Consider the following 22,753-nt stretch of genomic DNA (forward strand, 5'->3'; position numbering starts at 1 on the left):
TCTTTTTAAATTTTTAATATTTTTTTACAAACTACGGCATTTTTTATTATAATTATCAAAACACTATATAAGAAAGTATTTAAATGCTAAAAAGTTTAAAAAGAAAAGATTATAAAACACTTTCCTTATCTTCTTTGGGAGGAGCTTTAGAATTTTATGATTTTGTGATTTTTGTCTTTTTTGCTAATTATATTTCAAGAAATTTTTTTCCAAGCGATATGAGTGATTTTTGGAAACTTTTAAATACTTATGGAACCTTTGCAGCAGGATATTTAGCTAGGCCACTTGGTGGTATAGTTATGGCGCATTTTGGTGATAAATTTGGCCGTAAAAAAATGTTTATGCTAAGCATATTACTCATGGTGCTTCCAACTTTTTCTTTAGCTTTTATACCTACTTTTGAAAGCATAGGTTATCTAGCTCCGGTATTTTTATTACTTGTTAGAATAGCTCAAGGTGTAGCCATAGGCGGAGAATTACCTGGTGCTTGGGTTTTTGTAAAAGAACATGCACCCGATGGAAAAGATAGTTTTTATATTAGCGCTATTAATGCTTCTATGGCTTTTGGTATTCTTTTAGGATGTGTTGTTGCGCTAGTAATTAATCATTGTTTTGATCAAGAATCAATTTATGATTATGCTTGGCGTATTCCTTTTGCTATTGGTGGATTTTTTGGCATTATTTCTATATATCTTAGAAAATTTCTAGAAGAAACACCGATTTTTCAAAAAATGCACCAAGAAAATAATTTAGAAAAATTTCCGCTAAAGACACTTTTTAAAGAAAAAAATATTTTTTTAGACATCGTCGCCTCTATGCTTTTAACATGGATGCTTACAGCTTGCGTGATCATACTCATTTTACTTATGCCAAATTTTATACCTGAGGTTTTAGTTCTTGATAAAACAGATGCTATTTTAATACAAATGATTGCGATAATAATTTTATCTTGTGGAACTTTGCTTGCTGGAATTTGGGTAGATAAATTTGGCTTTTTAATCACTAGTTTGATTTTTACAATAGGTTTTAGTCTTTCTTGCTTTTTTTATTTTTATTTTTTCTATGCTCAAATTCTACATTTAAGTATATATTTTTATTTTATTGCATGTTTTTTTGGCGGCATTAATGCCTTAGCGCCTATTTTAATGTGTAAAATTTTTAAACCAAGTATTCGCTTTAGTGGAATTTCTTTTTCTTATAATATAGCTTATGCTATAGCGGGTGGTTTTACACCTCAGCTTGTATTTATGTTGCATTCTTTAGCTATAAGACCTGAGAATCCTTTTGTTTATGGAATTTTTATTTATATTTTATTTTTATCACTTATAACACTTCTAACCACTATATTTACTTATAAAAGATTAAGATTTTAGTGCTATAATTAAGAAAAATTATTAATTAAAAATTTATAAAAATAAGGAAAATGATTATGAAAACTTTTATTATTTTAATATTTTCTTTACTACCACTTTTAGCACTTGAAATGATTACCCCTTTGCCTGAAAGTGTTCCTTATGATAAAGAAAAAGCTATTTTAGGTAAAAAACTTTACATGGATACAAGTTTATCAAAAGATAAAAAAGTATCTTGTAACACTTGTCATGATATTACAAAATTTGGAGTAGATAATAAAACTTTTTCAACGGGTATTAATGGCATAATAGATGAGCCATTTCATACACCTACAAATTTCAATGCTATTTTTAATCTATCTCAATTTTGGAGAGGCAATGCAAAAGACTTGCAAGATCAAGCCAAACATCCTTTATTAAATCCCAAAGAAATGGGCTTAAAAGATGAAAGTGAAGTAGTACAAATTGTAAAAGCTAACCCAATTTATGAAAAAGAATTTAAAAAACTTTATGGAGGAATTAGCTTTGAAAATATAACACACGCTTTAGCTGAGTTTCAAAAAACCTTACTCACTCCAAATTCTCCTTTTGATCGCTACTTAAAAGGTGATAAAAATGCAATAAGCGAGCAAGCAAAAAGAGGTTATGATGCTTTTTTGTCAAATGGTTGTATAGCATGCCATCAAGGTCAAAATATAGGTGGCAATATGTATCAAAAAATGGGAGTATTTGTACCTTATGATAATGGAACAAACTGGAAAGGGCGCTATGAGATCACCCAAGATCCTCATGATCAATTTGTAGTAAAAGTACCAAGCCTTAGAAATATAGCTAAAACTGCTCCTTATTTTCATGATGGCTCCATGCCAACACTTGATGCTTGCGTGCAATTTATGGCTTATTATCAACTTGGTAAATTTTTAGAACAAGATGTGGTTGATGATATAGTTGCTTTTTTAAATTCTTTAACAGGAGAATACCATGACCCACTCAAATAAAAAATCTTTTTCTTTTTTAAAACAATTCATAACTTTATCCATAGTGGTTTTGGTACTACTTTTAATTTTGACCTTATTTATCTTTAATACCTACAACACCACAAAGAGAAATTCACTCATCATGGGTTCTTTTCAAAAATTAGAAATTCTAGATACCAAAATAGATGAGATTTTTAAAAACAAACTCAATTTGCAAAATTATGACACTAGTGTTGCTTTAATACAAGATTTTGAAAATACTTTAGCAATTTTAAAAGCCAATAAAATAGACACGAAAAAAATACAAACGATTTTTGAGAAAAAAAATGCCCAATTACAGCATTTTAAATCAGCTAATTCTATTGCTATAAATTCAAAACTTTATCTTTATGAAATTCAACAAGAAATCATTAAACAAACAAACAAGCTAGCACTTACTACTCAAGAAGCTAGACAAATAGAATCTATCGGGGATATATTAAGCATCATAGGAACTATGGATATACTAGAGCCTTTAGCACAAAATCGTCTCCAAAGTTTAGTAGCAAATTTAAACACAAACGATCCACAGCTTCCACAAGAATTATTTGAACTTTTTAGCACACATTGTAAAATGATACTAAGTCAGATTAAAATTTTAAAAGATAATTCTCAAAGTTTTCTTGATCAAGAATTACAAAAAGAAATTCTAGCACATCAAAATTTAATCGCACAAGAAATTAATCTTAATAACAAATATAATCTTTACACTGCTATAGGAATTTTCTTATTCACCTTAGCTGTATTGATTTTCTTCATACTTTTAACATTAAAAAAAGTAATCATACCTATATCTTTACTTGAAAAACTAAGTGCAAACTTAGCTGGCGAGCATGCGAATTTAAGCGCAAGATTAGATATTGATAAAAAAAGTGAATTGGCTACAAGTGCTGGTTATATAAACTCTTTTATACAAATAGTACAAAATTCAGTTTTAGAAGCTATACAAACTGCAAATTCAAGCCATAAAAGCTCGCAAAAACTTTCTCAAAATGCTGAAGTTTTACAGCAAAGCTCACTTTTACAGCATGAGCAAATTTCTAATGTACATGAAATAAGCTCTATCTTAGAAAGCCATATAGACTTAACACAAAATTTAGCTAAAAATACCATAAATGATATGTATGATATGCAAGAAGTGATGGGGGAGGTTGAAACAACACTTAAAGAATTAGTAGAGCTTATATTATTAAGTGGTGAAAAAGAACAAAGTGTTTTAAGTGCTATGGATATGCTAGTACAAAGTGCTGACAGCATAGTAGAAGTCACCACAACCATAAAAGATATAGCCGATCAAACCAACTTACTAGCACTAAATGCAGCTATTGAAGCAGCGCGTGCAGGTGAGCATGGACGTGGCTTTGCTGTGGTTGCAGATGAAGTTAGAAATCTAGCTGATAAAACCACAAAATCTTTAGTCGCCATAGAAACAACCGTAAGAACTATAGTACAACAAATCAATGATAATAAAAGCTTGATGGATGGAATTCATCAATCCATGAATGATACCTCTAACAAAGCTAATATCTTACAAGGTGAGGTTGGAACTTCTATAGGAAAATTAAAAACAAGTATTCATTCTACTAAAATCATGGAAGAAAAAAGCGATGAATCAAAAGCTAAAATGAATGAGCTAGAACAAAATATAGAAAAAGTAACCGAACTTGCAAATTGTGTTAAAAACTACTCCCTTGATTTAACACAAATTTCACAAGATGTTTTAGAAAATGCTTCTAAACTTTCAGAAAAACTAAAAACATTCGAGTAAGAAAGATTAAACTTTCTTACTTAGATAAAATATCTGCCTTACCATTTATAATAGCAACACAATGCTCATAATGAGCTGCATTTAAACCATCTTTGCTTCCTGCTTCCCAATTACCTTTTAAATGCACTGGTGTGCCATCTTTTTGACACACCATAGGCTCTATGCAAAATACCATGCCATTTTTGATTTTAGGGCCACTTTTTGCACTAGCTCCTGGTTCTAAATAATTTGGAATTTCAGGCTCACCGTGTGGCTTTTTACCTATACCATGACCACAATAACCTTTCAAAGGTACAAAACCTCTTTTAGTAATAAACTCACCAAGCTCATAAGAAAGTTCTTTAAAACGCATGCCCTCTTTGATAATATCTATAGCATAATACAAAGCATCTTTAGCACAAGCAATTAACGCCTCATCAGTAGCTGAAATTTTACCTATAGGTATAGTCCTTGCTGCATCTCCATAATATCCATCTATGCAAGTACCCACATCAAGCCCTAAAATATCGCCTTCTTTTAAAATACGCTCATCGCCTACACCATGAATGCAAGCTTGATTAAGCGAGATACAAATACTGCCTGGAAAACCATACAAACCTTTAAAAGATGGTTTTGCACCATGATCAAGTATAAATTCTTCTGCTTTAATATCAATTTCTTTTAAACTCATACCCGGAACTATGATAGTTTCTAGATAATCAAGCGTTCTAGCTACAAGCTCATTTGCTTTGCGTAATTTTTCTATTTCTGCTGGTTTTTTGATTTCTATCATTTATATTTTCCTTAAAATTTTTAAAAATTTAGCATTTATGCGCTTTTAAAAGCTTTAAGGAAAAAACCTTAAGTTCTAAAACTTAAGGTTTTAACATACACTTGTAAGATTAGTAGCTAAGCCACCTAAAGAAGTTTCTTTGTATTTTGAGTTCATATCCTTGCCGGTTTCATACATGGTTTTTATAACCTCATCAAGACTTACTTTTGGAGTAGATTTTCTACTCATTGCCATTCTAGCAGCTGAAATAGCTTTAATTGCTCCAAAGGCATTTCTTTCTATACAAGGAATTTGCACTAAACCACTTACTGGATCACAAGTTAAACCTAAATGATGTTCCATTGCAATTTCAGCAGCGTTGCAAGCTATCTTTGCATCAAAACCCATCACAGTAGCCATAGCTCCTGCTGCCATAGAACTTGCACTACCAATTTCAGCTTGACAGCCAGCTTCAGCGCCACTTATGCTTGCATTTTTCTTATAAAAAGAGCCTATTAACATAGCAGTTAGTAAAAAATTAATAGCCTTTTCATCATTAAAACCAACCGTATGATTTTTAAGATAAAGCATTACAGCAGGCACAACAGCGCAAGCTCCATTAGTTGGAGCAGTTACCACTCTAGCTCCGCTTGCATTTTCCTCTGCAATAGCAATAGCATATAAAGAAATAAAATCAATAATCCCCAAAGGATCGCTTGTCATAGCCAAACGCTCATTAAGCCCTTTAGCACGGCGTTTTAAGTGTAAATTTCCTGGAAGGAAATCTGAGCTTGGGTGAATACCATTATAATAAACCTCTTGCATTACTTCCCAAATTTCTAAACAATAAGCTCTAATTTCTTCTTTAGTATGAAATTGAAGCTCATATTCATAAGAAAGTTTTGCTAGATCCCATGATTTTTCTTCACAAATTTTTAAAGCATCGCTTGCATTGTTAATATCAAGTTCTAATTTAGTATGTTTTTGCTCACAAGCTCCGTCTTTGTGTTTTTGAAGCTCAACTTCACTCATAACAAAACCACCACCTACTGAATAATAAATTTCTTCAGCAATGATTTCTCCATTTTCATCATAAGCACTTACTTTCAACCCATTTTCATGTAAAGGTAAAAAGTCTTTTTCAAAAATCAAATCTTTATCATAGTCAAAATTTAATTCTTTTTGAGCATTTAAAACCAAAATTTTATCTTGTAAAATTTTATTAAACACACGATCTTGCAAAGCAGCATTAAGCTCTTTTGCCTTTAATCCACTCAAACCCCATATAATAGCCTTATCACTTAAATGGCCTTTACCAGTAAGCGATAAAGAGCCATAAAGTTTGATTTGAATTTTTGTAATTTGTGTGATTTTATCTTTGATTTTTTCACAAAACATATTCCCTGCTAGCATTGGTCCTAAGGTATGAGAAGATGAAGGACCAACACCAACTTTAAATATACTTAAATTACTACTCATTCATTAACACCTTAAAAAGTATAGATTACAGTGATGATTGTCAAAATACCTGTGATAAATACAAACGCATCTAAAGCTTTGTTTTGGAATTTTTTCATTTTAGAAACAGTGTAAATTGCAATCATAGGCATTAAGAATAAAATCGCAGCAATAATTGGTCCACCTAAGCTTTCAATAAAGCCTAAAATACTTGGATTTACATAAGCAGTGATTAACATAATAATATACATTACCAAAGTTGAATAAACTGCGATTTTTTTCAAATCAGGATTTTCATTGCCTGCTAATTTGCAGCATTTTCTAACTATACCATAAGCACCTTCTCTAGCACCAAAATAATGTCCAAAGAATGAACTAGAAATTGCTAAAAACGCAATTAATGGACCACCATAAGAAATAAATGGATTATCAAGTTTGTTAGCAAAATAAGAAAGTACAGGTATGTTTTGTGCTCTTGCTTCAGCAAGTTCTGCAGGAGTTAAAGAAAGCACGCAAGATACCACAAAAAACATAACAAAAGCAAGTAACATTACAGAAGTTCTAAATAATACTTGATTTGCTTTTTGTACTGAATTTTCAGGATATTGTCTTTTTACACTTAAAGAAAAAGTAGAAATCGCTGGTGAGTGATTAAATGAAAACACTAAAACCGGTAAAGTTAGCCATACTATAGTAATAAATTCTTTTGTTCCTGGAATAGCGCTAAAACTTTCAAATGACCATTGTGGGATAAGATATAAAGAAAATAAAAATAAAATAGCACACAAAGGATATACAAGCCACTCACATACTTTAGTGATCAATTCTTCACTAAAAAGCATAATAAGCATAAAAATACTTACCAAAACAAAAGCAAAAAGCGCTCTATAAAAAGGAAGTAAATTAGCTATAGTTTTTCCTTGCTCATTAACACTTGTTTGATACATAGCACTAATTGCACTTGCAAAAGAACCATTTGGATCTAAAAGTGGTAAGAATTGATTATAAATAAAACTCTCAAAAGTATTAGTTATACCTACACAATATGCTAAACAAATTGGGAAAATTGCAAAGAAATAAAGCACAGAAATAAAAATACTTACTTTTCTACCAAAATACTCTTCAGCCGCATGAGTAATGTCTTTATCATTACCATTTGCTTGGCATACAAAACGACTTAAAGCTCTATGGCTTAAATATACCATTGGAAAAATAATCAAAGCCATTACAACAACTGGCCAAAAACCACCAACACCTGCCTTAATAGGTAAAAATAAAATCCCCGCACCAACTGCAGTCCCAAAAAGAGAAAGCATCCAACGCGTATCAAAAGAATTCCACTTAAGATTATCCACATTTTCTCCTTGTAAAAAATAATAAAAAAAGCTTTTACCTAAAAAAACTTTTTGTATTATTTTACAAATATGCTCTAGAGTAATTTGGCATAATTTTTTCTCTTTCATTTAAAGCAACTGCGGCTTCATTTGCAAAATTTGGATTTCTTAGTAATTTTCTACCATAACAAATCAAATCACACACCTCGCCCAAAAGCAAGGCTTCGCCTTCGCTAGCGCTATTTATAAGACCCACACAAGATATAGGAATTTTAACAACTTCTTTTAAGGCCTTAGCATAAGGAGCTTGGTAAAGTGGTGCTAAGTTTGGCACCAAAGAAGGTTTATTGATATTTCCTCCTGCTGAAACATCTAGCATATCAATGCCTAATTTTTCTAAAATCAAGGCAAGTTTTTTACTATCTTCTAAATTCCAACCACCCTCTTGCCATTCTGTAGCTGAAATTCTTACAAATAAAGCAATATCAACTTCTTTTTTTATACGCTTAATGATATTACACAAAAGACGCGTTCTATTTTCAAAACTGCCACCATATTCATCATCTCTTTGATTTGATAAAGGCGATAAAAACGAACTAAGCAAATACCCATGAGCACTATGAAGCTCTACTGCGTCATAACCTGCTTCTTTAGCTCTTTTAGCACTTTGAATAAATTCTTGCTCTATTTGTAAAATTTCATCTTTGCTTAAAACATGAAGTTTGGAAAATTTTTCACTAAAAGCTATATTACTTGGAGCTTTTAATATAGCCTCTTTACATGAGTTTTTACGGCCACTGTGGTTTAACTGAATGGCAATTTTAGCTCCAAAATGATGGCAAAGCTCAACAAGTTCTTTGTGTCCTTGAATTTGAAAATCTCCCCAAAGACCTATATCATTATCAGCTATTTTTGCATTTTCATTAATTGCACAAGCTTGAATTATAATAAGCCCAACACCACCCAAAGCTCTAGCTCCATAATGTATCAAGTGAAATTGATTAATCTTACCATCTAAAACTTGCGTTTCATACATATCCATAGGGGGCATTACAATGCGATTTTTTACATAAAAATTTCCAATCTTTAACCCACTTAAAAGTAAAGACATAATACCCCTTGAAATATTTTTATATTACTATAATAGAAAAAAATTAATTTTTCTTAAAACATATAGCAATTTTAACTAATATTATTATTTTTAATAAATAATTATTAAAAAAATATTTTTTGACTATATTTTTTTATCTTAATAATAATATTTCAAATATTAAAACATTCTATTATTTTTAAAAGAAAGTAAAATTCAAAATACAAAAGTGTAAAAATCACACAATTTAATCAAATAAACTTTTCTCAAAACACTTTAACATAAAGCTTTTGCGGTGTAAGGGCGAATAACCAAATGCTTTAATCTTTTCTATATGAGCTTTTGTACCATAACCTTTGTGTTTATCAAAATCATAATGATTATATAATTTAGAAAAATAACACATTTTTTGATCACGACTTACCTTGGCTAATATACTAGCTGCTGAAACTTCTTGTACTTTCATATCAGCTTTAATCATGGTTTTTATGCCTAAAACTCCATAATTTAAATTTCCATCATACAAAATCTCATCTTGGTTAAAATGCTTTTTTATGATTTTTAAAGCTAGTTGCAAACACTGACTAAGCCCTAAAGTATCAATCTGCAAAGGCGAAAAAGCAAGGATTAAAAAATTTGAGTTAGAAAGAATTTGCTCATATAGTTCTTCTCTTTTTTTTGCACTTAATTTTTTAGAATCAGCCAAACCATCAATATTTTTTAAAAGCTTACAAGCTCCTATGTGCATATCTCCAGCCAAAGCCCCGCGCCCAGCCTCATCTACTCCAACTAAAGCCATTATTTTTCCTTTATAATGCTATATTTTTCTACTAAATTTTCTAAAGAATAATTCATATTAGCAGGAGAACTTGAAGGAAGTTCAAAAAATTCTTGCTCAGGATAAAATTTAGCAAAATATTTACTTGCAACTTTACCTAAAACACAAATTTTTTCTATATTTGCTTTATCTAAAATAATATTTATATCATTTGCTTTAGCATAAGAAATAGTTTTATCATCTGAATTTTTTATCTTACAACTTGCTATAACATCCCAAAGTGCTATATGATTTGCTTTTAAAAAAGCTTTTTGATCTTGTACTGTTTTTAACTCACACTCAAATAATATTTCAAAAATACGCCAAAAACGATTTTTGCTATGTTGATAATAAAAATTTTCTTCTCTTGACTTGATAGATGGAAAAGAACCTAGTATTAAAACTTTTGAGTTTTCATCAAAAAAAGGTTTGAAAGGATGAGTTAGAATTTGCATATTAAACCTTGATAAAAATAAAATATTTTATCATTTTTATCAAGGTTTTTAAAATCATCCTAAAAATTCGCGTTTGAAGTATTCTTTTGGAGCTTTACATAAAGGACAGGCATTTGGTGCTTTTTTACCACGGTGTATATGCCCACAAACTTCACAAACCCACAATTCTTCTACTTCTGAATTAAAGAAATCTTCTTCTTCAAGCATTTTTTTAAGCGCTAGATATTCTCTTTCATGCTCAATTTCTACTTTGCCTATAGCTGTAAATAATCTTGCTATATTTCTTTTGCCCTCATCTTCTGCGATTTTTGCAAAATTTGGATACATAGTAGTATGCTCATAGTTTTCGCCCTCTGCTGCGCAGATTAAATTTTTAGCAGTTTCTTCTAAAGCCTTACCATCTACTAATTCATGATAAGCTTTAAACTCAGCTCTTGCATGCCATTTTTCGTTTTCTGCAGCTTCTCTAAAATGTTTTGCAATAGCATGCCAACCTTCTTCTTGAGCAATATCTGCAAATAAATCATACTTATTTCTTGCCATAGATTCACCCGCAAAAGCTTTCATTAAATTTACAGCTGTTAAATCTTTAGTAATACACTCCATTTCTTGACCACAGCAGCTAAGCTTTCCACCACCTACATTTTGTACTTCTACTTCATTGCCACATTTTTGGCATTTATAACTTTCATATTGTTTCATTTAATATCCTTGTGATTAATTAAGTAAGATTTTGATTGAAAAATCCACCCAAATGTTATTGTAGCATTTGGGTGTTTAAGATTTTAGTATTTTAAGAAATATTCTTGGATTTTCTTAGGATCGCTTGTTTTAGTTAGAGCAAGCATTAATAATACTCTAGCTTTTTGAGGACTCATATCACCTGTATCAATGAAACCAAGTTTTGCATCAGCATCACTTACTGCAACTCTACCAGCTACTACACGTGAGCTTACCGCTACATTAAGACCTTTTTTAAGCAATTCTTTTAACACATCTTTTTGATAATCATGGATACTACCAGCACCTGTTCCAGCTACAACTATACCTTTAGTTCCATTTTCAAACAAAGCTTTTGCTGCAACACCGCTACCATCATTTGCATAACTATAAAGAATATCTACTTTTGGCAATTCTTTTAGCTTACTAATATCAAATGGAGATTTTTTAGTGTGTAATTTTGTATTAGTATTATAGAAAAATGCTTTTCCATCTACTATATAACCCATATCACCCATATCTGGTGAGCTAAATGCATTTACATTTAAACTATGGGTTTTCATAACGCCTCTAGCACTTTGAATTCTATCATTCATAGCTACCATTACGCCTTTATTTTTTGCTTGAGGATTTGCTGCTAATGCTACAGCGTTGTAAAGATTTTTAGGACCATCTGCGCTAATTGCAGTTGATGGGCGCATTGCACCAACCAAAACAACAGGTTTGTCGCTTTTTACGGTTAAATTTAGGAAATATGCGGTTTCTTCCATAGTATCAGTACCATGGGTAATTACAACTCCATCTACATCAGATTTTAAAAGTCTATTAACTTCTTTAGCAAGTTTTAGCCAAATTTCATTTGTCATATCTTTGCTATCAATATTAGCAATTTGATCTCCGCTAATTACTGCTAAATCTTGAATTTGAGGTACTGCTTTAATCAAAGTATCAACCCCCAAAACTCCAGCTGTATAACCTGTAGTAGCTACTGAACTATCAATCGAACCCGCAATAGTTCCGCCTGTAGCTAAAATTGCAACTTTTGGTTTTGCTTCCAAAATTCCTGCTCCTAAACTTAGTGCCATAGCTGCACACATTAACATTTTTTTCATGTTAGTCCTTTCATTAGAAATGATAAAGATTATAATGCAACTATGTTTAAATAAAAATAAATTATAAATATAAAAAATATTTTAGTAAATAGCTATTAATTTAAAGCCATAAATTTGCAATTTTTTTTAGTTTTTCTACATCACTTGAAGCGTAAAATTCGATATTAGCTTCTTCTTGGATTGATGTTAAGTTAAATTCTTGCTCTAATTGCAAAGCTATAGCTTCACCCGAATGAATAAGTTTTGTATTTTTACCAAAATATTCTGATAAAGAATGGGCAATTAAAGGAAAATGCGTGCATGCTAAGATTAGAGCATTAGGATGAAATTTGAGCTTATTAAAATAATACTCAAAAGCGGCTTTTAAAAAATCTCCTTGAAAAATCCCTTCTTCAACCATAGGTACAAAAAGTCCCGTTGCTTTTTCTTCCACTTTTAAAAAGCCTTCTTTGATTAAAGCTTGCTTATAAGCATGAGAATCCACGGTAGCTTGTGTTGCAATGACTAATATATTAGAGTTTTTATCTTCTAAAGAGTTTTTAACCGCTAAAACCCCTGCTTCTATAACTCCAAGAACCGGAAATGGCGCATTTGCTTTTAGAATTTCTAAAGCATGCGCACTGACTGTATTGCACGCAATGATAAGCATATCGACTTTTTTTTCTTTGAAAAATTCTAAAGCTTCTAGGGAAAATTTAATGATAGTTTCTTTATCTTTAACCCCATAAGGCACTCTTGCAGTATCCCCATAGTAAATATATTCTTTAAAAAGTTTTGCTTGAAGTAAAGATTTTAAAACACTAAGCCCACCTACACCGCTATCAAAAACGCCTAGTCTCATCAAAATCCTTTAAAAAGGAAGAAAGTAGAAAATCTACTTTCTTATAAGCCTACTGCACTTAAAGTTTGGTATTTATTCATATAAATTTGAGCTTCAATTTTTCTCATTGTATCAAGTGCTACTTGAACTACGATCAAAACAGAAGTTCCACCAAAATAAAAAGGCACACCAAACAACTTCACAATAAGCCATGGTAATGTAGCTACAAGCCCTAAATAAATAGAACCTGACAAGGTAAGTCTTGACGCTACTTCATTAAGATAATTTGCAGTTCCTTCACCTGGTCTAATACCTGGTATGAAACCACCTTGTCTTTTAAGATTTTCAGCTATATCTTTTGCGTTAAATACAATTGATGCATAAAAATACGCAAAGAAAATAACAAGTAAGAATGTTAAAAAATGAAAGAAAAATCCGTTTGGATTTAAAAAGTCATAAATTTTTAACACATATTCATTTGTACTTGTTTGCAAAATAGTACTTGGAAACATCAAAATCGCACTTGCAAAAATAGGAGGAATAACACCACTTAAGTTGATCTTAATAGGTATATAATTCATAATGCGTTTGTTTTGATTTTGCATGATTACTTTTCTTGAGTAAGAAATAGGAATTCTTCTTTCTCCAAGCTCTACTACTATAATAGCCCAAATAGTAAGTAAAATTACAACTAAAATGGCAATGATAGTCAAGAAATTCATCTCACCTGTATTTACCAAATTTACTGTTCCACTAATTGCACCTGGAATTGTAGAAACAATACCACCAAAGATGATTAAAGAAATACCATTTCCTATACCGCGTTGAGTGATTTGCTCACCTATCCACATCAAAAGCATGGTACCTGCAAGCATAGAAACAGCAGAAAGTGCGATAAAAGTATTCATATCAATCATAATGGCTGATTGACCTGCTTTTCCATGAAGACTTTGTAAACCTATAGAAACGCCTATACTTTGTATCAAAGTGATAGCTATAGTAGCATAACGGATAATTTGCATATATTTTTGCATACCATCGCGTTCTTTTTTCATTTTTCCTATATTAGGAAAAGTTGCCGCTAAAAGCTCCATAATAATCGAAGCAGTAATATAAGGCATAATGCCTAGAGAGATGATGCTAAGTCTTTCAGCAGCACCTCCACTAAACATATTAAACAAGCCTAATGCATTAGATGCATTAGAATCAAAAAATTCCTTGATAACACTGACATTAACCCCCGGAACTGGAACATAAGCTAGTATTCTATAAGCGAATAAAAAAGCTAATGTTATGAGAATTTTATTCGTCAATGTTTTATTCATTATTTTTGTCCGCTAAAAGTAATCTTCTCGTCTTTAATTTTACTAGCAAGATCTTTAGCGCTTGCCCCAATAAGCTTAACTTTATTTACATTTTTTGAAAGCTTATGAATGCTATTGATTGTTTCAAATGTAATTTCGCTAAGCTCTTTGATTGCTGTGATTTTTTCAACATTAATCACATAAGGTTTTTCAAATTTAGAAGTAAAGCCTACTTTTGGTAAACGTCTTTGAAGTGGTTGTTGACCCCCTTCAAAACCTCTTTTTTCATTATAACCTTTTCTAGCAGTTTGGCCTTTTCCACCTTTAGTAGAAGTTTTACCCATACCACTACCTTGACCACGGCCTATTCTTTTGGTTTTATGTGTTGAACCTGGTGCTTTTGTTAAATTCATCGATTATCCTTTAAGCATTGTAAGTGCTTTGATAGTAGCACGCACAACATTTGCTGAATTATTTGAACCTAAAGACTTAGTTAAAATGTCTTTAATACCTGCAAGTTCCACGATAGGACGTGTTGAACCACCTGCAATAACCCCTGTACCTTCGCTTGCTGGTTTAAGTAAAATTCTACTTGCGTTGTATTTTACTTCTACATCATGAGGGATAGTTGAACCTTTTGTTTTAACTTCAACAATGTTTTTAAAAGCATCATCAACTGCTTTTCTTATAGCATCTGGAACTTCTTTAGCTTTTCCATAGCCCACACCAACTAAACCTTTTCTATTTCCAACGATAACTAAAGCAGTAAATCTAAATCTTCTACCACCTTTAACAACCTTAGTAACCCTGCCGATATCGACGATTACTTCTTCAAATTCTTCTCTATTATATTTTTCCATCGATCTTCCTTTTGGGTTATAGTTTGATTCCGTTTTCTCTTAGTGCTTCAGCTAATGCTGCAATCACACCATGGTATAAATAACCATTTCTATCAAACACTGCTTCTTCTATGTTTTTAGCTTTTAAAACTTTTGCAAATTCAGCTGCTATTTTTTTAGCGCCTTCTTTATTTGCTTTAACACCAATTTTTCTTCCATCTACTGCTGCTAAAGTTACTGCTTTAACATCATCGATAGCTTGGATATATAAAGTTCTGTTTGATTTGAAAACAGAAACTCTTGGAAGAGCTTGTGTTCCTGAAATTTTTGCTCTAATTCTTTTTTTTCTTTTAATTCTTAAAGATATTTTTCTTTTTAATACATTTGCTCTCATATTCTATCCTTACTTCTTAGATGTCTTACCAGCTTTGCGGATAATACGCTCATCTGAATATTTAACACCTTTTCCTTTGTAAGGCTCAGGTGGTCTAAATTCACGAATTTGAGCAGCAACTTGACCTACCACTTGTTTATCACTACCTTTGATAATAACATTGTTTTTATCAACAGTAATTTCTATGCCTTCTGGAATAGCATAGTTGATAGGATGAGAAAAACCTAAAGCAAGTTCAAGAACTTTACCTTTTAACGCAGCTTTATAACCAACACCGTTGATTTCTAAAGTTTTGCTAAAACCATCAGTTAAACCGATGATGATGTTTTGAGCTAAAGCTCTATAAGTTCCCCAATAAGCTCTACTTTGTCTATCTTCACCTTTAGGAGAGAAAAGAATTTGTCCTTCTTTAATCTCAACATTAACATTTGCTTTTGTATCAAGCTCTTTTGCTAAATTTCCTTTTTTGAATTTTAGCAAGTTACCTTCTAATTTTACTTCTACTCCACTTGGAATAGCAACTGGTTGTTTACCTATACGAGACATTCATTTTTCCTTTTTACTTGTCTACGATATGACTACTTTATAAGAATGGATACCGAATACCATAAAAAGTAGAAACTCTTACCAAATAGTACATAAAACTTCGCCGCCAACACCTGCTTTGTAAGCTTCGTCGTTAGCTAAAACACCTTTTGAAGTGCTTACTACGATAGTACCATAACCGTTTTTAAATCTTTTAATCTCATCTTTGCCTTTATAAACACGACGACCAGGTTTAGAAATACGCTTAACTTCGTTAATTACGCTTTTACCTTTTTCATCATATTTTAAAACTACATTGATGAATTTCTTTTTATCCTCTTCAATAACATTAAAGCTTTCAATATAGCCTTTAGCTTGGAAAATTCCAAGTAAAGCTTCGATAACTTTAGAATGCAAAAGCTGAGTAGTTTCTAATCTTCTCATCCCTGCATTTCTAATTCTTGTTAGTGAATCTGAAATTAAATCATTTATCATGGTTCTTTCCTCTTACCAACTTGCTTTTTTAAGACCAGGAATTAAACCTTCATTTGCCATTTTTCTTAAGCAAACTCTGCAAATTCCAAAATCTCTATAAACTGAATGTGGTCTTCCACAAATTTGGCATCTAGTATACCCTCTAACACTAAATTTAGGTTTGCGGGCAGCTTTTGCAATCATTGATTTTTTAGCCATATTACTTTCCTTTTGCAAATGGCACGCCAAATAATTCTAATAATTTTTGTGCCTCTTTATCTGATTTTGCTGTTGTAACGATAGAAATGTTCATACCATGAGTTCTTAAGATTTTATCATATTCAACTTCTGGGAACATTAACTGCTCATCTAAACCAAAGTTATAGTTTCCTCTTCCATCAAAACCATCTCTTGGAAGACCTCTAAAGTCTTTAACACGAGGAAGAGCTATAGTAATAAGCTTATCTAAGAAAGCATACATATTATCTTTTCTTAATGTTACCATTACACCTACTGGGAAGCCTTCTCTTACTTTAAAACCAGCAACTGATTTTTTAGCTTTTGTGATAACTGCTTTTTGTCCAGCGATCAATGAAATAGTATCTGCAACATTTTGTAATACTTTTTGATCTTTTGCTAATTCCCCAGCACCTACGCTGATTACAACTTTTTCAATAAAAGGAATAAGCATAGGATTTTTGATATCAAATTCTTTTACTAAAGCAGGTTTGATATTTTGAGTATATTTTTCTTTCAATCTCATCATCTTATTCTCCTGCCTTTGCTACATTTGAAATATCCATTGGCATTTCTTTATTGATAAAACCGCCATTTGGATTTTTATCACTTGGCTTAACAGCTTTTTTAGCGATTTTGCAACCCTCAACAATTACTTTATTTGTTTTAGGGAATACTGCTAAAACTTTACCTGTTTTGCCTTTGTCATCGCCTGCGATAACTTTTACCATATCATTCTTTTTAATTTTTAATTTCATTACAACACCTCCGGTGCTAGTGAAACAATTTTCATAAAGCCACCATATCTTACTTCACGACCTACTGGTCCAAAAATACGCGTTCCGATAGGCTCTCTTTTAGCATCAAGAATAACTGCTGCATTTTCATCAAAACGAATTAAAGAACCATTGTCTCTATGAATTTCTTTTTTAGTTCTAACGATAACTGCTTTTACTACTTGACCTTTTTTAACTTTACCATTTGGTAGAGCTTTTTTTACAGACGCAACGATTACATCACCAACAGTAGCGTATCTTCTTTTACTACCACCTAAAACCTTAATACACATTAATTCTTTTGCACCGCTATTATCAGCAACTGCAAGCCTAGTAAAACTTTGAATCATTACTCAACTCCTGCTGATACTATAGTTTTTAAGCGAAATGATTTTCTCTTAGAAAGTGGTCTACATTCAATAGCAACTACAGTATTTCCCACTTTAAGTTCATTTCTTTCATCATGAATTAAATATTTTTTAAAGCGTTTTACGATTTTTCTGTATTTTGGGTGAACCACTTTTCTTTCAACCAAAATTGTTGCTGTTTTATCTCCAGCAATTTGAACAACAACGCCTTGAATTTCTCTTTTAAATGCCATTTTCTATCCTTATTTTAAAGCGCTAATTGCAGTATTGATTCTAGCGATGTCTTTTTTAACTTCGCTAATCTCTTTAGGATTAGTTAGCTGCATTGTTTTTAGCTTTTGTCTTAAAGTAAATAAAAGCACCTTTTTTTCTTTTAGCATTGTTGCAAGCTCACCTGCTGTTTTATCTTTAATCTCAGTATATTTCATTTTGGCTCTCTCTTGTAACAAACTTAGTTTTAAATGGCAATTTGTGCATCGCTAAAGTTAAAGCTTGTCTTGCCATTTCTTCATTAACCCCTGCCATTTCATAAATAATGCGACCTGGTTTAATGTTCATTACCCATTCCTCAACTGCACCTTTACCTTTACCCATACGAGTTTCTAAAGGTTTTTTAGTTAGAGGTTTATCTGGGAAAACTCTAATCCAAGTTTTACCTTGTCTTTTTACAAAACGAGTTAAAGCAATACGAGCTGCTTCGATTTGACGTGAATTGATACGGCCAGCTTCAGTTGCTTTTAGGGCAAAATCACCAAAAGTAAATTCAGTCCCTCTGTTGGCATAACCTCTGTTACGCCCTTTCATCATTTTACGATATTTAGTTCTTTTTGGCATTAACATGATTATTTACCTCTTCTTGCTCTTCTAGTTTTTTTAGCTGGAGCGTTTTCTTCGGTTTTTTCAGGTTGAACACCCTTTTGTAAAACTTCACCTTTGAAGATCCATACTTTAATACCTATGTTTCCATAAGTAGTATGTGCTTCTGCAAAACCATAATCAATTTTTGCTCTTAAAGTGTGAAGTGGAACACGACCTTCTAAGTACCATTCAGTTCTTGCCATTTCAGCACCACCTAAACGGCCTGAAACCGAAACTTTAATCCCTTTAGCACCTGCTTTTTGCGCTCCTTGAATTACTTTTTTCATTGCTCTTCTAAAAGCAATTCTTTTTTCAAGTTGAGTAGCAACACTTTCAGCTGCAAGCTGAGCTGAAGCACCTGCTTTTCTTTCTTCTTTAATATTGATATTAACTTCTTTTTTGATTAAATCTTGAAGTTCTTTTCTTAAAATATCAACATCACTACCTTTTTTACCAATAATAATCCCTGGTCTTGCAGCTACAACAGTTACTCTTAATTTTTTCGCTGTTCTTTCTACAAGAATTTGGCTAATTCCTGCATAATAAAGTTTTCTTTTTAAGAAAGTTCTGATTTTATAATCTTCACCAATATTTTCTGCTAAATTAGCTTTTGTAGGAAACCATCTTGATTCCCAATTTCTATTAATTCCTAGTCTTAAACCAATCGGATTTACTTTTTGTCCCATATTAGCTTTCCTTTTTCACTGATGCTTTTTTAGCTTTTGTAGTTTTTTCAGCACTTGCTTCTACTTTACTAACTTCTACCAAAATGTGTGAAGTTGGCTTTCTAATACGACTAGCACTTCCTCTAGCTCTTGGTCTAAATCTTTTTAAAACCGCACCAGCATCAACACGACAACTTGAAACAACAACTTCATTTGCTTCAAATCCGCCATTTGCTACAGCACTTGAAATAGCATTTGCTATAAATTTAGCACCTTTATTTGGCATAAATTTCAAACTAGCTAATGCAAGCTCTGCATTCATACCTTGAACTTCTCTAGCAATCAATCTCGCTTTAGTTGGAGATAATCTTATGAATTTAATTAACGCTCTACTCATAAATCTCCCTTACTTACCTATTTTTTTCTGAACAGAGCCTTTGTGACCCTTGAATGTTCTAGTAGGTGCAAATTCACCTAATTTGTAACCGATATGATTTTCAGTAACATATACTGGGATAAAGCTTTTTCCATTATGAACATTAAAAGTTAAACCTATCATATCAGGTATAATAGTGCTGCGTCTTGACCAAGTTTTAATTGGCTTACCATCGTTAGCTTTTTTAGCAGCGATGACTTTTTTCATTACATGGTCATCAACAAAAGGACCTTTTTTTAGTGACCTAGCCATCTTACTTTCCTTTTCTTCTTGAAATTATTAGCTTATCGCTAGCTTTTTTACGGCGAGTTTTAGCACCTTTAGTTGGTTTACCCCATGGAGTAACTGGATGACGGCCTGAATTTTTCTTACCTTCACCCCCACCGTGCGGGTGATCAACTGGGTTCATCGCAGAACCTCTTGTTTGAGGACGAATACCTCTATGGCGATTTCTACCTGCTTTACCGATAGTCACGTTTGACCATTCTTCATTACCAACTTCACCGATACTTGCCATACATTCAGCTAAAACTTGTCTCATTTCACCACTTGCAAGTCTTAAGATAACGTATTTTTCTTCTTTACCCATTAATTGAGCATAAGCACCTGCTGAACGGATCATTTGACCGCCTTTGCCTGGTTTTAACTCGATATTGTGTACGATAGTACCCACTGGGATATTTCTTAATTTCATTGCATTACCTGGTTTAATGTCAAGTCCGCTTTCAGCAGCACAAACAACATCACCAACACTTAAACCTTTTGGTTGTAAGATGTATCTTTTTTCACCATCTCTATAAGAGATTAATGCAATACGACAATTTCTGTATGGATCGTACTCGATTGCTTCAACTTTACCTTCAATACCAAATTTTCTTCTTTTAAAATCTATAATTCTGTAAAGTTTTTTAGCACCTGCTTCTTTATGACGGCTTGTGATTCTACCATTATTGTTACGACCTGCATGAGCTGGAAGTTTTACAAGTAATGAACGTACACTAGCTTTTGCTGTGATATCATCAGAGCTTACACCTGTGATGTATCTTCTACTTGGAGTATATGGTTTATAAGTTTTAATTGCCATCTTATGCCTCCGAACTTTCTAAGCTCACACCCTCTGGTAGCTTAACATAGAATTTTTTAAAGCTATTTCTTTGACCTTCACGACCTCTAAAACGCTTTACTTTTCCATCCATTTTTAAAGAATTAATTCTTACTGGAGTTACACCAAAATATTCTCTTAAAACTTCTTTTAGACCATTTTTAGTCATTTTTGGAGAAGTTTGAATAACTACAACACCTTGCTCTTGAAGGTTTAAGCTTTTTTCAGTGTAAAGTATTGTTTTTATATCAGTAATATCTGCCATTTTAACCCTCTTTTACGATAGATTCAAGCGCTGCTTTTTCAATGATAACAGCATTAAATACAGATACTAAATAAGCATTTACTTCGCTAATATCAACTACATAGCAATTTGCTAAGTTTCTAAAAGCAAGAAGTGTTTTTTCATCTAGTAAATCTTTTACAATTAAAGCATCTTTTAAACCAAGCTTTTTAATAACTGCATTTGCATCTTTTGTTTTACCGCTTTCAATGCTTAAACTATCTACTGAGAATAATGCATTGTTTTGTGCTTTATCAGCCAATGCTCTTTCAAGCGCTAAGCGTTTTTGTTTTTTATTAACTTTTTGGAAATAGTTACGATTGTTTGTAGGACCAAATGCCACAGCACCACCAACCCAAACATTCGTTCTTGTTGAACCTGCTCTTGCACCACCACGACCTTTTTGTCTCCATGGTTTTTTACCACCACCGCTTACATCGCTTCTACCTTTAGTATGAGCTGTGTTTGCTCTAAGGCTAGCAAGATAAGATTTTACATATAAATAAAGGTTGTGAGGATTAACTTCTGCATATTTTGCTGGAAGATCGAGTTCACTAGCTTTTTCAAATTTATCATTTAAAACAGTTACTTTACTCATTTTGCAATCCTTATTTTACCCATAGCACCATTAAATCCTGGTACCGCACCTTTTACTACTAAGATGCCATTTTCTTCATCAAATGAAACTACTTCATTTTTAACAGTAACTTTTACATTACCATAATGACCTGCCATTTTCATACCTGGTTGAACACGACCTGGCCATTCGCGGTTACCGATTGATCCGTGACGTCTGTGGAATCTTGAACCGTGACTTGCAGGACCTCCGGCAAATCCGTGTCTTTTAACAACCCCACTATAACCTCTACCTTTAGAATTAAAGCTTACTTTTAAGATAGAAGCTTCTTTTAAAGGATTAAGATCAATATCGCCTGCTTCTGTGTTTGCTACTTCTAAAGAAGCAAATCTATTATATTCAGCTGAAAGATTGTATTTTTTTTGCTGACCTGCAATGCATTTATTATTTGCTTTGCCTTTTACATAAGCAACCAAAGCTTTTCCATTTTCTACTTCACATACTTTAGTTTGAACAAGTTTAAGTAAGGTTACAGGAATGCTTGGTGTGCTGATTGTTCTACTCATACCAATTTTTTCTACAATGTATTCCATATTCTATCCTTATTTACCCATAGCTCTTACTTCAACATTGACCTCTGGAGCCAAGTCAAGCTTAGTGAGTGAATCTACTGTATCTGGAGTAGCTGCTACAATATCAAGCATACGAGCATGAATTCTCATCTCAAATTGTTCGCGTGAATCTTTGTTGATGTGTGGAGATTTCAAAACTGTGTATCTTTTGATTTTTGTAGGCATTGGCACTGGACCTCTGATGTCAGCACCTGTTCTTTTAACAGCTTCTACAATTGCTGCAACTGTGCGATCTAGAACTCTGTGGTCATAAGCTTTTAGCTTAAGCCTGATTCTTTCCATATTTTTTCCTTTGTAAAGAACTCGTTAGACCCATAAGAATCTAACCACCATATAAAATGATGTTGAGATTATATAAAAACATACTTTGCTATGTCAAGAAATTTATATATTTTTTTTAATTATTTTCCTTTTCAAAAGGATAAAAATTAAATTTTATAAAATTTATCAGATTTTTTATGCATTAAGAAAATCTAAGAAAAGATATAGTATGATTTCAAAATCTAAAGGGGCATTAGCTCAGCTGGGAGAGCACAACGCTGGCAGCGTTGGGGTCAGCGGTTCGAACCCGCTATGCTCCACCATTTAGT

Annotated in this window: 33 protein-coding genes and 1 tRNA gene; 4 read left to right on the forward strand and 30 right to left on the reverse strand. The window is 32.3% G+C overall.

Annotated elements, in window-relative coordinates; translation table 11 throughout:
- Positions 1-83: 83 nt before the first annotated feature.
- From L8V82_RS04060 to L8V82_RS04070, 3 genes are read left to right on the forward strand one after another with little or no spacing between them, the layout of a single operon-like run.
- Complete coding sequence (locus tag L8V82_RS04060; RefSeq protein WP_263724109.1) at positions 84-1,373, forward strand: MFS transporter; 1,290 nt, start codon at positions 84-86, stop codon at positions 1,371-1,373.
- Positions 1,374-1,426: 53 nt separating this feature from the next.
- The gene (locus tag L8V82_RS04065; protein WP_412175312.1) at positions 1,427-2,350 is read left to right on the forward strand and encodes a cytochrome-c peroxidase; all 924 of its coding nucleotides are present in this window, start codon (positions 1,427-1,429) and stop codon (positions 2,348-2,350) included.
- The gene (locus L8V82_RS04070; protein ID WP_263724112.1) at positions 2,334-4,136 is read left to right on the forward strand and encodes a methyl-accepting chemotaxis protein; all 1,803 of its coding nucleotides are present in this window, start codon (positions 2,334-2,336) and stop codon (positions 4,134-4,136) included. Before L8V82_RS04065 ends, L8V82_RS04070 begins: the two co-directional genes overlap by 17 nt.
- A gap of 16 nt (positions 4,137-4,152) precedes the next feature.
- Here L8V82_RS04070 and map read toward each other — a convergent pair whose 3' ends face one another.
- The 30 genes from map to rpsJ form a co-directional block, all read right to left on the reverse strand.
- Complete coding sequence (gene map / locus L8V82_RS04075) at positions 4,153-4,908, reverse strand: type I methionyl aminopeptidase (protein ID WP_257928259.1); 756 nt, start codon at positions 4,906-4,908, stop codon at positions 4,153-4,155.
- 90 nt (positions 4,909-4,998) lie between these two features.
- A complete protein-coding gene (locus L8V82_RS04080) occupies positions 4,999-6,366 on the reverse strand; it encodes an L-serine ammonia-lyase (RefSeq protein WP_257395850.1) in 1,368 nt (455 codons plus the stop codon).
- 11 nt (positions 6,367-6,377) lie between these two features.
- Positions 6,378-7,661 (reverse strand): aromatic amino acid transport family protein, encoded by a 1,284-nt coding sequence (locus L8V82_RS04085; RefSeq protein ID WP_373416664.1) that lies wholly within the window; start codon positions 7,659-7,661, stop codon positions 6,378-6,380.
- Positions 7,662-7,761: 100 nt separating this feature from the next.
- Entirely contained in the window at positions 7,762-8,790 is a 1,029-nt protein-coding gene (locus tag L8V82_RS04090; protein ID WP_263724113.1) for a tRNA-dihydrouridine synthase, read from the reverse strand.
- Between the two features lie 226 nt (positions 8,791-9,016).
- Positions 9,017-9,568, reverse strand: coding sequence for a ribonuclease HII (locus tag L8V82_RS04095; RefSeq protein ID WP_263663722.1), 552 nt, complete (start codon positions 9,566-9,568; stop codon positions 9,017-9,019).
- Positions 9,568-10,041: a DNA-deoxyinosine glycosylase gene (locus tag L8V82_RS04100; RefSeq protein WP_263693857.1), complete on the reverse strand. Its 474-nt coding sequence runs from the start codon at positions 10,039-10,041 to the stop codon at positions 9,568-9,570. Before L8V82_RS04100 ends, L8V82_RS04095 begins: the two co-directional genes overlap by 1 nt.
- Positions 10,042-10,095: 54 nt before the next feature.
- On the reverse strand, positions 10,096-10,743 hold the full coding sequence (locus tag L8V82_RS04105; RefSeq protein WP_012660833.1) for a ferritin family protein: 648 nt from the start codon (positions 10,741-10,743) through the stop codon (positions 10,096-10,098).
- 83 nt (positions 10,744-10,826) lie between these two features.
- Positions 10,827-11,858, reverse strand: coding sequence for a type II asparaginase (locus L8V82_RS04110; protein ID WP_263724171.1), 1,032 nt, complete (start codon positions 11,856-11,858; stop codon positions 10,827-10,829).
- A gap of 115 nt (positions 11,859-11,973) precedes the next feature.
- Positions 11,974-12,714 carry a glutamate racemase gene (murI, locus tag L8V82_RS04115; RefSeq protein ID WP_263724114.1) on the reverse strand — a complete coding sequence of 247 codons (741 nt, stop codon included), beginning with the start codon at positions 12,712-12,714 and terminating at the stop codon, positions 11,974-11,976.
- Between the two features lie 41 nt (positions 12,715-12,755).
- Positions 12,756-14,018 (reverse strand): preprotein translocase subunit SecY, encoded by a 1,263-nt coding sequence (secY, locus tag L8V82_RS04120; protein WP_047207857.1) that lies wholly within the window; start codon positions 14,016-14,018, stop codon positions 12,756-12,758.
- Positions 14,018-14,410 (reverse strand): 50S ribosomal protein L15, encoded by a 393-nt coding sequence (rplO, locus tag L8V82_RS04125; RefSeq protein ID WP_039617163.1) that lies wholly within the window; start codon positions 14,408-14,410, stop codon positions 14,018-14,020. Before rplO ends, secY begins: the two co-directional genes overlap by 1 nt.
- Positions 14,411-14,413: 3 nt before the next feature.
- On the reverse strand, positions 14,414-14,857 hold the full coding sequence (gene rpsE, locus L8V82_RS04130; protein WP_039617161.1) for a 30S ribosomal protein S5: 444 nt from the start codon (positions 14,855-14,857) through the stop codon (positions 14,414-14,416).
- A gap of 16 nt (positions 14,858-14,873) precedes the next feature.
- Positions 14,874-15,230, reverse strand: a complete 357-nt coding sequence (gene rplR, locus L8V82_RS04135) for a 50S ribosomal protein L18 (RefSeq protein ID WP_039617157.1) — start codon at positions 15,228-15,230, stop codon at positions 14,874-14,876.
- Between the two features lie 9 nt (positions 15,231-15,239).
- On the reverse strand, positions 15,240-15,776 hold the full coding sequence (gene rplF, locus L8V82_RS04140; RefSeq protein WP_039617154.1) for a 50S ribosomal protein L6: 537 nt from the start codon (positions 15,774-15,776) through the stop codon (positions 15,240-15,242).
- A gap of 78 nt (positions 15,777-15,854) precedes the next feature.
- Positions 15,855-16,250 (reverse strand): 30S ribosomal protein S8, encoded by a 396-nt coding sequence (rpsH, locus tag L8V82_RS04145; protein ID WP_039617152.1) that lies wholly within the window; start codon positions 16,248-16,250, stop codon positions 15,855-15,857.
- 12 nt (positions 16,251-16,262) lie between these two features.
- A complete protein-coding gene (locus L8V82_RS04150; RefSeq protein ID WP_012660824.1) occupies positions 16,263-16,448 on the reverse strand; it encodes a type Z 30S ribosomal protein S14 in 186 nt (61 codons plus the stop codon).
- A 1-nt stretch (position 16,449) separates the two neighbouring features.
- A complete protein-coding gene (rplE, locus tag L8V82_RS04155) occupies positions 16,450-16,995 on the reverse strand; it encodes a 50S ribosomal protein L5 (RefSeq protein WP_012660823.1) in 546 nt (181 codons plus the stop codon).
- A 1-nt stretch (position 16,996) separates the two neighbouring features.
- Positions 16,997-17,224 (reverse strand): 50S ribosomal protein L24, encoded by a 228-nt coding sequence (rplX, locus tag L8V82_RS04160; RefSeq protein WP_012660822.1) that lies wholly within the window; start codon positions 17,222-17,224, stop codon positions 16,997-16,999.
- Complete coding sequence (gene rplN / locus L8V82_RS04165) at positions 17,224-17,592, reverse strand: 50S ribosomal protein L14 (protein WP_012660821.1); 369 nt, start codon at positions 17,590-17,592, stop codon at positions 17,224-17,226. Before rplN ends, rplX begins: the two co-directional genes overlap by 1 nt.
- A complete protein-coding gene (rpsQ, locus tag L8V82_RS04170) occupies positions 17,592-17,843 on the reverse strand; it encodes a 30S ribosomal protein S17 (RefSeq protein ID WP_039617148.1) in 252 nt (83 codons plus the stop codon). The genes rplN and rpsQ overlap by 1 nt, the downstream gene beginning before the upstream one ends.
- A 9-nt stretch (positions 17,844-17,852) precedes the next feature.
- Entirely contained in the window at positions 17,853-18,038 is a 186-nt protein-coding gene (rpmC, locus tag L8V82_RS04175) for a 50S ribosomal protein L29 (RefSeq protein WP_012660819.1), read from the reverse strand.
- Entirely contained in the window at positions 18,025-18,450 is a 426-nt protein-coding gene (gene rplP / locus L8V82_RS04180; RefSeq protein WP_012660818.1) for a 50S ribosomal protein L16, read from the reverse strand. The genes rpmC and rplP overlap by 14 nt, the downstream gene beginning before the upstream one ends.
- 2 nt (positions 18,451-18,452) lie before the next feature.
- A complete protein-coding gene (gene rpsC / locus L8V82_RS04185) occupies positions 18,453-19,154 on the reverse strand; it encodes a 30S ribosomal protein S3 (protein WP_039617145.1) in 702 nt (233 codons plus the stop codon).
- Position 19,155: 1 nt separating this feature from the next.
- A complete protein-coding gene (gene rplV / locus L8V82_RS04190; protein ID WP_039617143.1) occupies positions 19,156-19,530 on the reverse strand; it encodes a 50S ribosomal protein L22 in 375 nt (124 codons plus the stop codon).
- A 9-nt stretch (positions 19,531-19,539) separates the two neighbouring features.
- On the reverse strand, positions 19,540-19,821 hold the full coding sequence (gene rpsS / locus L8V82_RS04195) for a 30S ribosomal protein S19 (RefSeq protein WP_039617142.1): 282 nt from the start codon (positions 19,819-19,821) through the stop codon (positions 19,540-19,542).
- A 1-nt stretch (position 19,822) separates the two neighbouring features.
- Positions 19,823-20,653, reverse strand: coding sequence for a 50S ribosomal protein L2 (gene rplB / locus L8V82_RS04200; RefSeq protein WP_039617141.1), 831 nt, complete (start codon positions 20,651-20,653; stop codon positions 19,823-19,825).
- Position 20,654: 1 nt separating this feature from the next.
- Complete coding sequence (locus L8V82_RS04205; RefSeq protein ID WP_039617139.1) at positions 20,655-20,936, reverse strand: 50S ribosomal protein L23; 282 nt, start codon at positions 20,934-20,936, stop codon at positions 20,655-20,657.
- Position 20,937: 1 nt separating this feature from the next.
- Complete coding sequence (gene rplD / locus L8V82_RS04210) at positions 20,938-21,552, reverse strand: 50S ribosomal protein L4 (protein ID WP_039617137.1); 615 nt, start codon at positions 21,550-21,552, stop codon at positions 20,938-20,940.
- A complete protein-coding gene (rplC, locus tag L8V82_RS04215) occupies positions 21,549-22,124 on the reverse strand; it encodes a 50S ribosomal protein L3 (RefSeq protein ID WP_012660811.1) in 576 nt (191 codons plus the stop codon). The genes rplD and rplC overlap by 4 nt, the downstream gene beginning before the upstream one ends.
- A gap of 9 nt (positions 22,125-22,133) precedes the next feature.
- Complete coding sequence (gene rpsJ / locus L8V82_RS04220; RefSeq protein WP_012660810.1) at positions 22,134-22,445, reverse strand: 30S ribosomal protein S10; 312 nt, start codon at positions 22,443-22,445, stop codon at positions 22,134-22,136.
- A gap of 226 nt (positions 22,446-22,671) precedes the next feature.
- On the opposite strand from rpsJ, the gene L8V82_RS04225 reads away from it, so the two are divergent.
- Positions 22,672-22,747 (forward strand) — tRNA-Ala (locus L8V82_RS04225).
- The last annotated feature ends 6 nt before the right edge of the window (positions 22,748-22,753 follow it).

This window comes from Campylobacter sp. IFREMER_LSEM_CL2151 (assembly GCF_025771725.1).
Lineage (GTDB): Bacteria > Campylobacterota > Campylobacteria > Campylobacterales > Campylobacteraceae > Campylobacter_D > Campylobacter_D lari_C.